This window comes from Butyrivibrio sp. AE3006 (genome assembly GCF_000424165.1).
Classification (GTDB): domain Bacteria; phylum Bacillota; class Clostridia; order Lachnospirales; family Lachnospiraceae; genus Butyrivibrio.
This window is the reverse complement of sequence record NZ_AUJJ01000019.1, coordinates 42335-58498: the sequence shown is the minus strand read 5'-3', so window position 1 is coordinate 58498 and position 16164 is coordinate 42335. Positions and strand designations below refer to the sequence as shown.

The following is a 16164-nucleotide window of genomic DNA, read 5'->3' as shown; positions in this document are numbered from 1 at the left end:
ATGTTTATAAAAGCTTTTCTTGAACAAACTAAAAAGAATCCTTCCAATATGGCTGTATGCGATATCCGCGGCGGATATTCATATAAGACGTTAAATGAACGCTCTTCTCATATTGCAAAGGTGCTTTTGGAATCCATTCCGGAAGATGCAAAGCACAGGAGAGTTGCTGTTTATCTGTCAAGAAGCAGGGATTATATAGCCTCGCTTATTGCTATTTTAAGGGCCGGATGCTGTATTGTCCCTATTGACGGTGAATATCCCATAGAGAGAGCGGCAACCACTATAGATAGTTCAGAATGTAGTGTAGTACTGACTGATAACAACTCTGCCCTGGATATTAGTGGGACTAAGATCATTTCTATGGACACTCTTTTTGATGATGAAGATTTTTCCTTCAATGGGGAGCTGGATCTGTCAGGACCTGATTTAGAGGGAATGATATTGTTTACATCAGGTTCAACCGGGAAACCCAAAGGTGTCATACACAGACAGGAAGTGTTTGATTTTCCTGTGAATATAGTAAAAGAGGTTGCTGGTGTAGATGAGTCGCTTCATACCATGTGCATTGCAGGCTTTAATTTCATAGCCAGCTTACTTGACATTACACCGCCCCTTTCCTGTGGCGGAAGTGTATATATTGCCAATGAGGTTGAACGTAAGAATTTTGATATGCTTCATGCACTTATAGATAAGCGGGGGATTACCGGAATGTTTATTTCACCGCAGATGTATGGAGTTATGACCAGAATATATGGTGAATTAAACCTGGACTATGTGCTTCTGGCAGGGGAAAAGGTTGAACCCTCATATCTTACGGGCAAAAATGAGTGGGAGCTGTATGGATCCACAGAGGTTCCGGGAGTACTTATGCACAGAGCAGGGGATGGTATGCCGGGATCACTGGGCGGTAGCTGTGACAGAACAAATGCATTTCTCTATGATGACGAGGGAAATGCGATAGCTGATACAGATATAATTGGGGAGCTGCGGGTATCAGGCTCATATGTGGCACTTGGATACTGCGGCCTTGAAGAAGAAACGAAAAAAAGGTTTTTAAGAGATCCTGAGAATAAAGAGCATGCGCTGTTCTGCACAGGAGACTACATGGCATATGGCGAAGATGGCAGCTTTATATTCCATGGCAGGAAGGACCGCATGGTGAAGATCCGTGGATACCGTGTAGAGCTTGGAGAAGTGGAACAGGTACTTAGAAACTATGATGGGATGGAAGAGATCGCCTGCGTTGATGCAAGGGTTAACGGCAATGATAATATTTGCTGTTATTATACCGGGGCAGAGGCATCCCCGGAGGCTGTTAAGAATTATGCAGGCAAAACTCTTCCTGAATACATGATACCGGAGTTTATTGTGCATCTGGATGAGATGCCAAGAAATGAAAGAAACAAAATAGATTATCCTGCCCTTAAGAATCGGGAAATAATTACCGCTGAGGCTGAATACGAACCGCCATGTACAGAACTTGAAGAGATAATCTGTGATGCCTTTGCGTCTGTTCTTGAGGTGGACAGAGTCAGTGTCCTTGCGGATTTCTTTGAATTTGGCGGAACATCCTTAAGCGCTGCCCTTCTTATCAGTAAGCTGGGTGAAAAGGGTTATGCTCCTTCATTTCAGGATATATTGGCGAATCCCACACCGAGAGATCTTGGCACTTTTCTGGATTCACACAGGTCAGCCTACAGACCGTCCATGGACAGAGAGTATTATCCTCTTACAAAGACTCAGCTTGGAATCTATCTTGAAAGTCTGACAGGTGGTAGTAAGGAGACCTATTCTTCTTCATATCTTGCAAGGGCTGCTGAGGGAGTTGAAGCTGGAGCACTGATAAATGCAGTTCGCAGGGTTATAGAGGCACACCCCTGCGTAAAATATATTATTAAGAATGATAAAGATGGTATGCCCCATATGGTGCTGGCACCTGATGCGCAGATAGACATACCTGTTATAGAAGGCAGGGATGAGGACAGGCTGGATTTTATGAAGAATTTTATACCTGTTGTCCCCATGATGAATGAGCTTTTATTCCATTTTGCGGTATACAGGACAGAGAGCAGATGCTATCTGGCGATAAAGTCCCACCTTATTTTCTTTGACGGAACAGCTATCAGCCTCTTTATTGCGGAGATGAACAGAGTCCTGTCAGGAGGTGAGCCCATAGGTGAGGATTTCTCCATACAGCAGGTTGGTATGTATGAAGAAAGGCTCCTTGCTGATGGTTCCCACGATAAGGCAAGGCAATACTACCTGGATCTTTTCAAGGATTTTGAAGATGTTCCTGCTCTTATGGGTGACCTTAATGGTCAGCTTACCCCCGGCGTTAGTGAAAATCTAAGGTTTGAGCCGGGAGACCTTAAGGCTTCAGAAGTGAAGGCATTCTGTGACAGGCTTCATATATCTGAGAGCAGCTTCTTCCAGGGGGCTATGGCAATTTTGCTTGGCAAATATCTAAACAGTAAATATGTGTCATTTTCCACCGTATATAATGGCAGAGGTCTCTCTGAGATGAATAACACCATGGGTACGCTTATTAAACGTATTCCGGTATGCGGTGATCTAAGTAAGGACATTCCCGTAGACGAATTCCTTAAGAAGATCAGTAAGCAGCTGTTTTCATCCATGTCAAATGACATATATTCTTTTGATGAAGTATTAAAGAACTGCCCTGTGAATGAGGATGTGGAATTCATATATCAGGGTGATCTTTTTACGGATAAGATGGGTACAGCTGCAGGAAAAAGCCTTCTTGAGGGCGACAAGTGGTTTATGGAGCATTACCATACAGGAATGGTAACAGGCTGCATGTCTATCCAGTTTTTCTCTACAGACGGGCTCTATAACATGACCTTGGAATATAGGAATGAAAGGTTCTCTGCTGATTATGTGAGACGATTTGCAAAAGATCTCTTTGCAGTTGCCAGGGGGCTTATGAAGGCTCACTCTATAGGTGAAATATCTATTTTATCTGATGAGGATAAAGGGAAACTTGCATCCTTTAATGACACGGCCGTTGATATCGGCTTTAAGCCTGTGCATATACAGATTCATGAGCATGCTGTAAATAAGCCTGATAAGATTGCCGTTATAGCAGATGGTAAAAAGCTATCATTCCGTGAACTTGATCTTATAACTAACAGGTTATCTCAGATTCTGCGAAAAGAGAAGGTTCAGGCTGACAGTCTTGTGGGAGTTCTTTTTGACAGGCAGATATGGGCATATGTGGCTGAAATTGCAATACTTAAGGCAGGCGGAGCCTTTGTGCCCTTTATTACGGATTATCCGGATGACAGAATCCTTTTCTGTATGGATGATGCAGACAGTAATACACTGCTGACCACAAAAGCTGCCGTGAAGGATCGTGACCTTGATAATAAGGGCTTTAAGCTTCTGACTCTTGAAGCGCTGCTTGGATCTGAACTGGAAGAGATAGCTTGTGATGATAGCTATGATAATGTAGAACTGGCAGATTCAGATAAAACAGATCTTGCATACTGTATCTATACCTCCGGTTCCACAGGTCGTCCTAAAGGTGTAATGATAGAACACCAAAATATAGCTAACTACGTGCACCGGAATGAGAAATCCCTTGAGATCATGTATTATGCAGAGCCTGAACGGGTGAATCTGGCTATAGCGGCATTTTCCTTTGATGTCTCCGTTGTGGAGGAATTTGTTCCCCTTTGTAACGGCAATACGGTTGTTATCGCTACAGAGACGGAGATCCATAATCCGGGCGACTTTGCAAAACTTGTCAGAGAAACAGGGGCAAATGGTATAACCTGTACCCCGACTTATCTTCTAAGTCTCCTGGAGATTCCGGAAAGCAGAGAGGCTATAGGTCAGTTTACATTTTTTGATATAGGAGCTGAGGCTTTCCCTATACAGCTATACAGTAAGCTCAGGGAACTTAGAGATGACAGTGTAATACTAAATGTCTATGGCCCGACGGAATGTACTATGGGCTGCGCTGCTGTAGTGATGGATGGAAGCGAAGTGGTAACGGTTGGACCACCTATAGCCAATACATATTTTTATGTATCAGATACCTTTGGAAATGAGCTTCCTGTGGGAATGAAGGGTGAGCTCATAATATGCGGCGATCAGGTTGGAAGGGGATATGTAAAACTTCCGGATAAGACGGCAGCAGCCTTCTTTACCCATGACGGGATGAGGGCGTATCACAGCGGAGATCTGGCTGCATGGACTGAAGACGGCGAAGTAAGGATATTTGGAAGACTTGATAATCAGATAAAACTAAGAGGCTTCAGAATCGAACTGGATGAGATAGAGAAGGTTATGTCTGAGTATCCCGGAGTTGCGACAGGTGCTGCGGTAGTTAAAAAGAATGGAAGCCTGGAGTATCTGGCAGGCTACTATACTGCTTCTGCGTCAGTTTCTGAAGCAGAGTTAAAAAAGCATATGATGGATAAGCTTCCGGAGTATATGGTTCCGTCAGTTATCATACAGCTTGATAAGATGCCTCAGACCAGTAATGGCAAGGTGGACAGGAAGGCTTTGCCTAATCCTGATATTCAGGAAATGAAAGCTGAATATGTTGCGCCGAATACGCCTGAGGAAAAGGCCTTGTGCGCTGCATTTGCAAAAGCGCTTTCTCTGGAGAATGGCAGCGTTGGCATACTGGATGATTTCTTTGATCTTGGCGGCGATTCACTTAAAGCTATGGTAGCTCTGGCGGAGAGTCACCTTGATGGACTTACTGCAGCAGATATCTTTCAGCTTAGGACTCCTTCAAACATTGCCAGGGAACTGGAAAACAGATCTGCAATGGAAAATCTTGATGACAGGGATACCAGAGCCAGGGGAGAATCTCATATGCTGACTCCCATGCAGGTGGAAATGGTTGATCTGCAGTTGTTTAGCCCTGATTCTACCATGTGGAGCAATACTCATTTCCTTGTGAGGTTCGATGAAAGGATTGATGCAGACAGACTTTGCGATGCAGTAAACAGAGCAATTGATAATCATCCCGGATTGTCCGTTAAGTTTTATTTTGATGAAAACAGCGAACTGAGGCAAAAATATGAGCCAGGGCTTGTACCTAAGGTGGTGGTTAAAGATATCATGCCATCTACAGAAGAAAGTCTGTCCCAGGTACTTGTGCTGCCCTTTAGAAAAATACTGGATTCATGCCTTTGCAAGGTTAATGTATTTAAGGGGCAGAAGGGAACCTACCTGTTTATGGATGTGCACCATCTTCTTATGGATGGTGGATCCCTTGGAGTCATACTGGGAGATATAGTTAATGCTTACTTTGGAAGAGAACTAAAAAGAGATTACTATTTTGCTCTGATTGAACAGGAAGAAGAGCGCATAAAGTCCGGAAAATATGAAGAGGACAGGAAATATTATACGGAGCGGTACGGACAGGATAAGTGGTGCAGGAGTCTTGACACAGATGAGGGCACCAGGGATATCAGTTTAGAAAACAGAATGAAGAGACTTTCTTTTGATGCTGATAAAGTCCAAGCTGCCGAGAAGAGGAGCGGTGTCACCATATCAGTCATGGCAATAGCAGCAGCTTTAAAAGCACTTTCTAAGGCCACAGGTAAAAATAATGTTATGACAAACTGGATATTTAATAACAGACTTTCGCCGGAATCAGAGAGCAGCGTCGGAATGCTTATTAAAAATCTTCCGGTGGCTGTGAGGATGGATGAAATAGAATCTGACAGGGAACTTCTATTGACGGTTAAGGAGCAGGTTGCATCGGGAATTGCCCATAATTCATACGATTACCTTGCAAGTGATCTTCAGCCCTTTAAGAATGAATGGATGGAGGTTAACCTTCAGCTTGGTATTAATGGTTCTGAGCTGGATGAACTTGATCCGGAGCTGATAGAACTGGAGGATGAATTCTCTGTAGCGGCAGGATGCCTGGAACTTGAGCTTCTTGAAAATGAGTATGGAGATGGAGGATATGATTCAGAGATGGAATATGCAGGAAAAATGCATGACAGGGCTGTTATGGAGAGGTTCCACGATCTGTATGTAGAGATTCTTGAAAACATGGTTAATGGTTGATTCACAGAAAAAGTGCCGATGCTGGATGCATCGGCACTTTTGATAGTGCGCCTAGCGGCGCACGTTTATGGTTTATTTTACAGTACCATTTTTCCGGATTGTCTGATAGGTTTCGCCCTTATCATAAAAGATTACATAAGAAGCACTGGTTCTATTGCGCTTTCCGTTTTCATCTCTGTAAGCAGTAACAGCAATCCAGTATTTTCCTTTGGGATTGAATTTCTTCTTATTGTATCTAGCGATGGTTGCCTTTTCAGTGTTCCTGTTTTTTATGGTCTTAACTTTGGTGTACTTGCCGTTCTTCTTGGTTGCAACCCAGATTTCATAGCCGTTTGCATATTTTTCTTTCCACCACTGAACTATCAGCTTCTTTTTCTTGATAGTAACAGCATAGCCATCCTCAGTTTCTTTAACTGTGGGCTGTGCAAATGACTTATAGGAATCTGAATATGCACTGTAGTACTTTGTGCCGTCATATTCAACAATAGAACGAACCTTCACATTTATATATGAGACGTCCTCTGTGTCAAACTCCATCTTCTTTTCTGTTGTATCCTTGGTATAGCCGTCATCTTCGGAATCCTTGACAGCTACTTCAAATCTGTCATATTTATCTGCGCAGTCCCATTCGATTATAAGCTTGTCAGTTCCAAGAGACCAGAATGTAGAATGAACGTTAGTAGGTGTTGGCGGGATAGTAACAGCGGTTGCATTCTTGTACTTGGTATCTACTAATGTTTCATCTTCTGTCGCGTATTTTAAAACTATGAAGTATTTATTACCGGGCTTTAAATTTGTAAAAGTATAGGAAGTTGTGGTTACTACAATTGCTTTACCTACAGCGCAATTAGTAGTAGCTTCGTCCTGAGTTGTGCCGTACCCAATAAAATATTTAGCTGCAGCTGGATCTGCAGGCCAGGAAGCTGTAATGGAATCTGTGGTCGTTGCTGTGATTGTGATAGGGGTTGTGCCTTCTGCTTTGACCTGCATATGCGGAATCAGCAAAAGAGCAAACATCAGGACCGGTAAAATCAGATACTTTAGTGCTTTCTTCATAAACTATTCTCCTTTTTTTGCATGGGCAGTTTATCTGCCCTCCCTCAATAAGTAACACTTTAATTTTATGCTATTAATTTAAAGGAAAAAAGAAAATAAAGATAAACTTTTTATAACTTTATAATGCATTTATGTTCTTGCATGTTTCATGTGATAGAGATCTGAGTCAGCTCTTGCAATAAGAGAAGGGATAGGAACAGGGTTAGCGTAATCGTATTCAGCTATTCCCACACATACGGAGAGGTTATAGGGAACCTCTGCCTTATCGTTGTAGAGCTTAACATTTGAGCGGATCTTTTCAGATAACCAGTTTACTTCGCCTTTGTACTCGGTCTCGGCAATTACTATGAATTCATCGCCGCCAAATCTTGAAACGAAGAATCTGTTGCGGTGCGCCTGACATGCATCCTTCATGGCATTAGCTACTCGTACGAGGGCCTTATCACCTTCAATATGACCATAGGTATCGTTGATCTCCTTGAAATGATCGATATCGATGATCATCAGATACAGCGATAAGTTCGGAGATGGATTCTTCATTTTTCGAATAAGATATTTATGCATCTGATTTCTGTTATTGACCTGTGTCAGTGAATCCATGGAAATCAGATTCTCAAGCGTCGCCAGATAGATCAGCATAATGGAAAAGGTGGCGCCGTAACACATAAAAGGAATATAGATAAATATTACCTGTAAGACGCCTGTTATAATAGGAATAAAAGGGAAAACACCAATTGTGAGATATACGATGTGATCCATGTAGCGTCCCTGAGTAAATGCTCTGTAGAAACCCTTAATGGAAGCATACGCCATGTATCCGAGAGGAACCAGCACAAGTATTCCGTAAAGAGGTCCGTTTTTAATGTGATTGTTCTCATCAAAGTAGAAGACTATTCCTGTAAAAGATGCGGATATAATAAGTATTACGGTAATAAGAATCGGAATTGAAGAAATAAACGCACCCTTTCTTGTCAGAATAAGCTTGTCCTGCTGGAGTATCTCACAATACACAAACCAGAAATATGAACTGCATACTATAAGGACAAATGGAATGATCGAAACAACAATCATTACAGGATGAGGTATATTTACAACACCGCTGTCTAAGAATATCCATATGCTGTCTGAGAAAAAATAAGTCATCAGAACGATAATAAGTCTTCTGAGAATGACAGTAGAAGTCTGCCTGTCGATTCCATGATTTATCTTATAGAGAATAAGTCCTAAAATTAAAAAGCATGCAAGATTTGCCTGAATGTAATAAAAAACTTCTGTCACAAGAATTCTCCCAAATAACGTTTAATTATTTAGAAAATATTTTAGCACGATTAGTATTTGTTTTTTAGATGACCACAAAATATTTTATACAATTTTTATGATTATATCAGGAAAATGAAAAGATATGTAAATTTACGAAATTGAGTTTCGTAACTAACGAAAATTTTCGCAGACAAAAAGAAAAAATTTACGAAAAGACTTTTTCCATTGTACAATAATAGATACTTGTAAAAAATAGGGAGAAATTTTTTAGAAAAGAGGGTATTTATGGGACTTAAAATTGTTGAATGTAAGACGGAGTACAGGTCAAATCCGCTTGGAATTGACACTTCTTCGCCTCGTTTTTCATGGAAACTTGAAAGCGATGAGAACGATACCTTGCAAAAATCTGCGAAAGTTATCGTAAAAAATGAAAATGGGGAGATTGTATGGGATTCAGGTGAAATAGATAGTTCTGAACTGTCAGAAGTGTGCTATAAGGGAAGTGCGCTTAAAGCTAAGACCTGTTACAGCTTTGATGTGACTGTTAGGGATAATCATGGAAGAAGCTCAGAGAGTAAAGGAAACTTTTTTGAGACTGGCTTCATGATGGATCATGAGGATACATTTGGAGGAGCAAAGTGGATTGGACCTACAAAGTGTTCACTCAGCTCAGATGTATATGGTATTTTCGGGCTTACAGCCAGATTTAGGATCCACGAAGGATCATCGGTTTTTGCTGTGGTACTTGGCAGAAACGATAAGAGAATTAAGGACAGGGAAAACTACTTTAAGTTTGAACTTGACGTAAAAGAGATTCCTGCATTGCTCAGAATTTACAGAGTTGGAATACTTCCTGAAGATATTGCGGATAAGCCTCTTGTGGAGGTGCCTGTTAAGGACTGCGACGATCCTGAGAAAAAGGACGTTTTGACAGAAGCCAACAGATATGAAGAGCATGAGCTTTTTCTTGATGTAAGAGGAAATGGCGCATACACAGTCCTTGACGGAAAGCGTATCGACGTATCCAAGGACAGATCATTCTTTGGGGAGATTGAGGCTCCAAGAGCACTTAATCCCATAGGAACAAATGATGTTAATACGTTCCCCAGACTAAATGAGATAGGTGTATTTGTACCAAAGGGACAGGGAGCTGATCTCTATAGTCTTGAGGTTAAGAACCTCAGAAAGCCCTACAGCGTGGTATACAGTGATACGAACACTTATGTTTTTGATGAGAACAGAAGTGATAGGGATGAAGATTCACATATCTACGGAACAGCTAATGATGATCTTATGCTTACCAAGGACCCCAGCCACACTTCAATTCCTATGTTGAGAAAAGAGTTCGATATTGTGGATAAGAAGATTAAAAAGGCAAGGCTCTATGCTACCGCAAGAGGTATCTATGAGTGCAGGGTAAACGGAAATAAGGTTACTGATACCTGGTTTAATCCGGGAGCTACTCAGTACGACAGACATCTTTACTATCAGACCTATGATATTACAGAGCAGATAAAAGAAGGCAAAAATGCCATCGGTGTAATTCTGGCATCAGGCTGGTGGAGTGATGCTCAGACCTTTGTACTTGGCAATTACAACTACTATGGCGATAGGGAATCCTTCCTTGGCCTTATTGAGGTTACATACGAGGATGGAACCGTAGTAAGTATTCCTACAGACACAGATACCTGGAAATACTATGGCGAAGGTCCATACACATACGCAGGATTTTTCCATGGTGAGCATTATGATGCCACAAGAGATGAAAAGGTTAAGGGCTTCTCTGAAGCAGGTTTTGCAGATGGCGATTGGGAAAAGCCTGCCGAGATAGAGCCTACACCCATTTATCATGAAGAAACCATGTCATCAGGACCTGTAGTATGGCCCGAAGTTAATATAGATAAGACTTCCCTTATAGGACAGGTGGGAGATGGGGTTAAGGTATCCTACGAGCTTACAGCACTTTCAGTAAGCGAGGTTTCAGAGGGCGTCTATATCTATGATATGGGTGTAAACGTAGCAGGTGTTCCAAAGCTGCGACTCTATGGAGAAAAGGGAGCTACAGCTACCCTGAGATATGCAGAGCTTCTGTATCCCGATATCCCTGAGTTTACAGGTAAAGCCGGAACCATGATGGTTGAGAACCTGCGTGATGCTGATTGTACAGATCTTTATACCTTTAAGGGAGATGATAACGGCGAAGAGTATACACCGGCATTTACCTTTAGAGGTTATAGATATATAGAGATATCAGGAGTCTCAAAAAAGCCGGAGCTTTCTGATGTGAAGATGCTTGTTTTATCATCGGCATTTGATATGACATCATCTCTTGAGACTTCGGATGAGCTTACTAACAAATTTATACAGAACGTAAGAAGGTCGCAGCAGTCCAACTTTATCAGCATTCCCACAGATTGCCCTCAGAGAAATGAGAGAATGGGATGGGACGGCGATACTTCCATATTTGCAAGAACAGCAATGTTCCATGCTGACACCAGACTTTTCTACGAAAACTGGCTCATGTGTATGAGAGACCTTCAGGATAAAAACGGAAAATTCCCTGATATTGCTCCTGTAGGCGGAGGCTTTGGCGGCTATACCTATGAGAGCTCAGCTATTCATGTGACATGGGAGCTGTTCCAGCAGTACGGCGATGTGAAGGTGATTCGCGATAACTATGATGCATTAAAGCTTTACATGGACTATTCAGCAGGCTTGTGGGAGCAGGGAGACCTTGGGGGAGGCTTTACTCTTGGAGACTGGCTGGCTCCTGAGGAGACGGATATTTTCCTTATCTGCCATGCATTCTATGGATATAATGCCTACACAATGGCCCGTATGGCAAAGGCTATAGAAAAAGATGCTGATGCGAAAGCATATCAGGCCCTTTACGAGCAGCTGAAGGTTTCCTTTAATGAGAAATATTTTGATAAGGAAACAGGAAAAACAAAGGATGATACCCAGTGTTCCTACGCGCTTCCTCTGTCATTTAAGATGGTTACAGATGAGATGAAGAAGCTTGTGGGCGACAGATTATCAGATGCCACAAAGAAGACAGGATATCTTGTAAAAACAGGATTCTTTGGAACAGCACCGCTTAATCCCATGCTCACTGAGACAGGTCATAGCGATGACGCATATAAGCTCATGTCTCAGACAGGATGTCCTTCATGGCTTTATCCCGTTACCCAGGGGGCTACAAGTATATGGGAGAGATGGGATTCCTTCACAATAGAGAATGGTTTTGGCGGTCACAACAGCATGAATTCCTTCAATCACTATTCACTTGGTGCGGTTATTGAGTGGTTCTACATGTACGCTCTTGGAATAATGAGAGATGAGGATGCGCCGGGTTACAGACATTTTACTGTAAGACCTTACATGGATAAGTCTTACTCTTTCGTAAAGGGACATTTCACAACACCTTATGGTGTCATACGTGCAGGATGGGAACTGTCAGAAGACGGAAGCTATGTATACAAACTGGAAGTTCCTGCAGGTAGCAGCGCAACAGTTATTATGCCCGGAAAAGAGCCTGTAGAAGCAGGAAGCGGTATACACGAATTTAGATAAGAATGGGAGTTATTTCGAAATGGGTTCAGCAGTACTTGAATGTATAAAAGGGGAGAATGGCAACTACGTGTTGCCGTTTTTCTGGCAGCACGGCGAAGATGAGGCTGTGCTTAGAAAATATGTAAATGTAATACATGAAGCCAACATTAAGGAGATGTGCCTTGAAGCAAGGCCCCATCCTGATTATGCAGGAGATGGATGGTTCCATGATGTTGACATAATTATGGATGAAGCTAAAAAGCTCGATATGAAGCTGTGGATTTTGGATGATGCTCATTTTCCCAGCGGACAGGCAGCAGGCAAAATGGCAGATGCTGATCCGGAGCTTTGCAAGCAGTTCCTCGAATATGCCTGCGTTGATGCTGCAGGACCAAAGAAGCAGGTTACGATTGATATTGCAACAGCCGCAAAGCATTACGACAATCCATTTGCACCTGCAAGCCCCTTTGGCGGCGGTGAGAAAAGAAAGTTCGATGATGATGAACTTTTTGCTGTGATCGCATCAAGGGTTGATGGCAAAGAGGATGACATTTATCACTTGGATGACAGCCTTATCGATCTTACCGATGAAGTAAAGGATGGCATGCTTAGTTTTGACGTGCCTGCAGGTGTATGGCGTATTTTTATAATCTATGCCACAAGAAACGGCGGCGGAAGAGGTGGCTATGTTAATTTCCTCAGCAAAAAGTCCTGCCGAATTCAGATAGATGCCTGTTATGAGCCTCATTATGCTCACTATAAGGACGAATTTGGCAAGACGATTCTCGGATTTTTCTCAGATGAGCCTGAAATCGGTAATGTGGCAGGTTATAACGGAAGTGACGCTGCAATAGGTAACATGAATATGCCTCTTCCCTGGAGTGAGGAGATGCCCGGGGAGATGACAGAGAGGTTTGGAGCTGATTACAGAAAGTTTATCCCCGCGCTTTGGATGCCTGTTGGAAGTGATGAATTCACTGCAGATATCCGTACAGGCTTTATGGATATAGTTACAAAGCTGTGCAGCCGGAATTTTGGCGGGCAGATAGGACAGTGGTGCAGAGAGCATGGAGTTAAGTATATCGGTCACATAGTTGAAGATAACGATAACAGCACAAAGCTTGGTTCATCACAGGGACACTATTTCCGTTCACTTTGGGGACAGGACTTTGCAGGTATTGATGATATCGGAGGTCAGGTTACTGAAGGTGGTGCGGATATAAGCCATAAGGGACTTATGGGACTTGGCGCTGACGGAGAGTTCTATCATCACGTTCTTGGAAGACTTGGAACATCCTTAGCTGATCTTGATGAGAAAAAGCATGGTGATACCATGTGCGAGATATTCGGAGCTTACGGCTGGGAAGAAGGAACAAGACTCATGAAATATGAGCTTGATCATTTCCTTGTAAGAGGTGTGAACCACTTTGTACCTCATGCCTTCAGTCCCAAGGATTTCCCGGATTTTGACTGTCCGCCGCATTTTTATGCCCATGGTAAGAATCCTTTATATAAGCCATTTGGAGAGCTTATGCTTTACCTTAACAGGGTGGCTCACCTTATTTCAGGTGGAAAGCATCTTACTGAAACAGCGGTTTTATATCATGCTGAGGCTGAATGGTCCGGAATGAAATACATGGACTGCGCAAAAGTGGCTAGAAAGCTTGATGAAGCTCAGATCGATTTTGACATTATTCCCGTGGATGCCCTTGCCTTTGATGGAGAGTATAAGCCGGAGCTTAAAAAAGAGGGGCTTTTGATAAACGGACATCTGTTTAAGACACTGATAATTCCGGGAATGGAATTTGTTCCTGAAGATCTTTTGGCATTTGTCAAAAAGGCAAAAGATACTGACCTTGATGTGGTATTCGCAGGCTTTGGACCAGAAGGCGAAAAAGTATGCAAGCTTACAGACGTAGCTGATATAGCTGCAAAGAATCTTACAGAAAATGCTTCTGTTACATCCGATACCTTTAAAGATCTTAGGATATACAACTACGAAAAGAATGGTGAAAAGCTTTATCTTATTTCTAATGAGAGTATATGCGAGACCTTTGATGGAGAGGTTAAGCTTCCTGTATCAGGAACACCCTATCAGTATGATGCATTTAAGAACAGGATACTAACCACAAGTCACAACAAGGGAGAAGTAAATCTTACACTGCATCCCTACGAGATGGCGATAATAGTGGTTCCTGAGGATAATGCGGAGTTTGAGGCAAAAACCATAACTCTTCCTGAAGTTAACGAAAATGGAATTAAGATAGAGGGACCTTTCAAAGTGTCCTTTACAACCAACGAGGATTATCCTGACTTTAAGGATGAGATTACTGCTTCAGAGCTTAGGAATGTTCTTGAAATACATCCTGATTTCTCAGGAATCATCAGATATGAGACAAGCTTTGAGGGTAAAAAAGAAGCAGCATATCTGCACCTTGAAGATGCATTTGAAGCTGCTGAAGTCTGGGTGAACGATGAATTTGCAGGATCTGCACTCTGTCCGCCCTATGTATATGAGATTGGCGGTCTTGTTAATGACGGTACAAATACCCTCAGAATAGAAGTAAGAACTACTCTTGAGCGCATGGTACATAAAATGACAGGCGGAAGAGGATTCTTTGGCCCTGATATCAAGGCTGTTTCTCCCAGCGGTATCGTGGGAGACATCACTTACTTCTTGTGCTCTGACCGATAAGCATTGGGAGTAAGCCCTGTTGTTTTCTTAAACTGCTTACTAAAATATGATACGTTTGAAAAGCCGGTCTTGTCGGCTATTTCCTGTGAAGAAGCTGCTGTGTTTAACAGTAGCTTCTTTGCTATTGCGATTCTCTCACCATTTATGTAAGAGGATAATACTTCACCTGATTCCTTATGGAAAACATAGGAGAGGTAGTCAGGAGAAATATGAACAGCTTCAGCTATGGTGGTTCTTGAAAGATCGGTATCGTCGATATGATCTTTTATGAAAAGCTTAACCTGTTCTACAACATTCTCCTCAGGACTTTGACTCGTTAGAAGGTCAGAGGCGCTGCGAAGAAGAGAGTTGGCCCACTGAAGAAGTCCCTCGGCAGAAGTGGTGATGGTGCGGGGGTCAGTGGCGTGAGTCATCTGTGATGATACATTCATAGGGGAGCAGTTTTTCTGGACAAGCACGGTAAAGACTGCTGACATAAGACCGTAGTAAATTGACCTTAGAAGTCTTGCTGAAAAGGTTGAATCTGTTTTCATGAGAAGTCCCCTGATGTCTAAAAGAATGTCATCTGCTCTGTTCATGGATAGGAGTTCTTCCCATTTTTGGATATCGATCTGTTCTGAGTCTGATGCAGTCTTTGCAGAGATGGAATCCATAGCCACATTTGTGATGGAGATAACCTTATTCTCTGATGTAAGTATGTTTTTGGAGTAGTGATCCAGGAGTTCAAAGGCATAGGGCGCTGCTGACAGAGGTGCGCCTGAGAACAGATAGAACACGAACCTGAAACTATCATGTTCTTTTTGGAGCTTATCAAGTACAAGTGAAAAGCTGTTATATATTTTCTTTTCCAGTTCGCTGTCAACATCTGCGTAGTCACTTAAGCTTATATTTATCATGAAGCGATTTTTATCAACGGCTGTAACATAGATGCAGGAGTTAAACTGATCCTCCAGGGCGGACAGAACAGCATTGGCACTGAAAACTTCATCAATAGATTCAGCGCGAAGGTAAGCGTAGTAATAGAATATCTCTGCCATTTCTTCAGGGATGGAGTTCATTGCCATGAAGTTTGAAATGGAATCCTGATCGGCGGGAATCGTTCCGTTATATAGACATCTCCATAATTCCTGCTTTGCAGTCTGCAAGCGTTCAGTTTTTTGTTGCTGGTTTTCTTTTACCTTATTAACAGCTCTTTTCATAACTTCACGAAGGCTGTTTTCCTCAACAGGCTTGAGGATATAATCAAGAATCTGAAGAGAGATTCCTTCTCTTGCGTAGTTAAAATTGGCATGACCTGTCAGAAGAATGTTAATGGATTCATAGCCGTTATCTTTTACCCACTTAATCAGTGAAAGACCGTTTTCTCTTGGCATCTCTACATCTGAAAGCAGTATGTCCACGGTATGTTCTTCATAAACAGCTCTTGCCTGATCTGCGCTGTAGGCTGTATATATCTCGTCTATTCCAAGTGCTTCGAAATCGATGGCGTTTTTTACACCCTGCACTAAGTAAAATTCATCATCAACTATAAGTAATGTCATTTA

The 16164-nt window shown here is 42.3% G+C and carries 6 protein-coding genes; 3 read left to right on the top strand and 3 right to left on the bottom strand.

Annotated features, from left to right (window positions below; genetic code table 11):
* A complete protein-coding gene (locus G603_RS0110670; protein ID WP_026670219.1) occupies window positions 1-6057 on the top strand; it encodes a non-ribosomal peptide synthetase in 6057 nt (2018 codons plus the stop codon).
* A 72-nt stretch (window positions 6058-6129) separates the two neighbouring features.
* On the opposite strand, the gene G603_RS0110665 is transcribed toward G603_RS0110670, so the two are convergent.
* The gene (locus G603_RS0110665) at window positions 6130-7113 is read right to left on the bottom strand and encodes a fibronectin type III domain-containing protein (protein ID WP_026670218.1); all 984 of its coding nucleotides are present in this window, start codon (window positions 7111-7113) and stop codon (window positions 6130-6132) included.
* 129 nt (window positions 7114-7242) lie between these two features.
* Window positions 7243-8391, bottom strand: coding sequence for a GGDEF domain-containing protein (locus G603_RS21515; RefSeq protein ID WP_051207729.1), 1149 nt, complete (start codon window positions 8389-8391; stop codon window positions 7243-7245).
* A gap of 267 nt (window positions 8392-8658) precedes the next feature.
* Between G603_RS21515 and G603_RS0110655 the strand changes: the two genes are divergently transcribed.
* The gene (locus G603_RS0110655) at window positions 8659-11946 is read left to right on the top strand and encodes an alpha-L-rhamnosidase (RefSeq protein ID WP_026670217.1); all 3288 of its coding nucleotides are present in this window, start codon (window positions 8659-8661) and stop codon (window positions 11944-11946) included.
* Between the two features lie 19 nt (window positions 11947-11965).
* On the top strand, window positions 11966-14620 hold the full coding sequence (locus tag G603_RS0110650) for a hypothetical protein (protein WP_026670216.1): 2655 nt from the start codon (window positions 11966-11968) through the stop codon (window positions 14618-14620).
* Here G603_RS0110650 and G603_RS0110645 read toward each other — a convergent pair.
* Window positions 14596-16161 (bottom strand): response regulator transcription factor, encoded by a 1566-nt coding sequence (locus tag G603_RS0110645; protein ID WP_026670215.1) that lies wholly within the window; start codon window positions 16159-16161, stop codon window positions 14596-14598. The two genes, G603_RS0110650 and G603_RS0110645, sit on opposite strands and share 25 nt — an antisense overlap.
* Window positions 16162-16164: the final 3 nt, after the last annotated feature.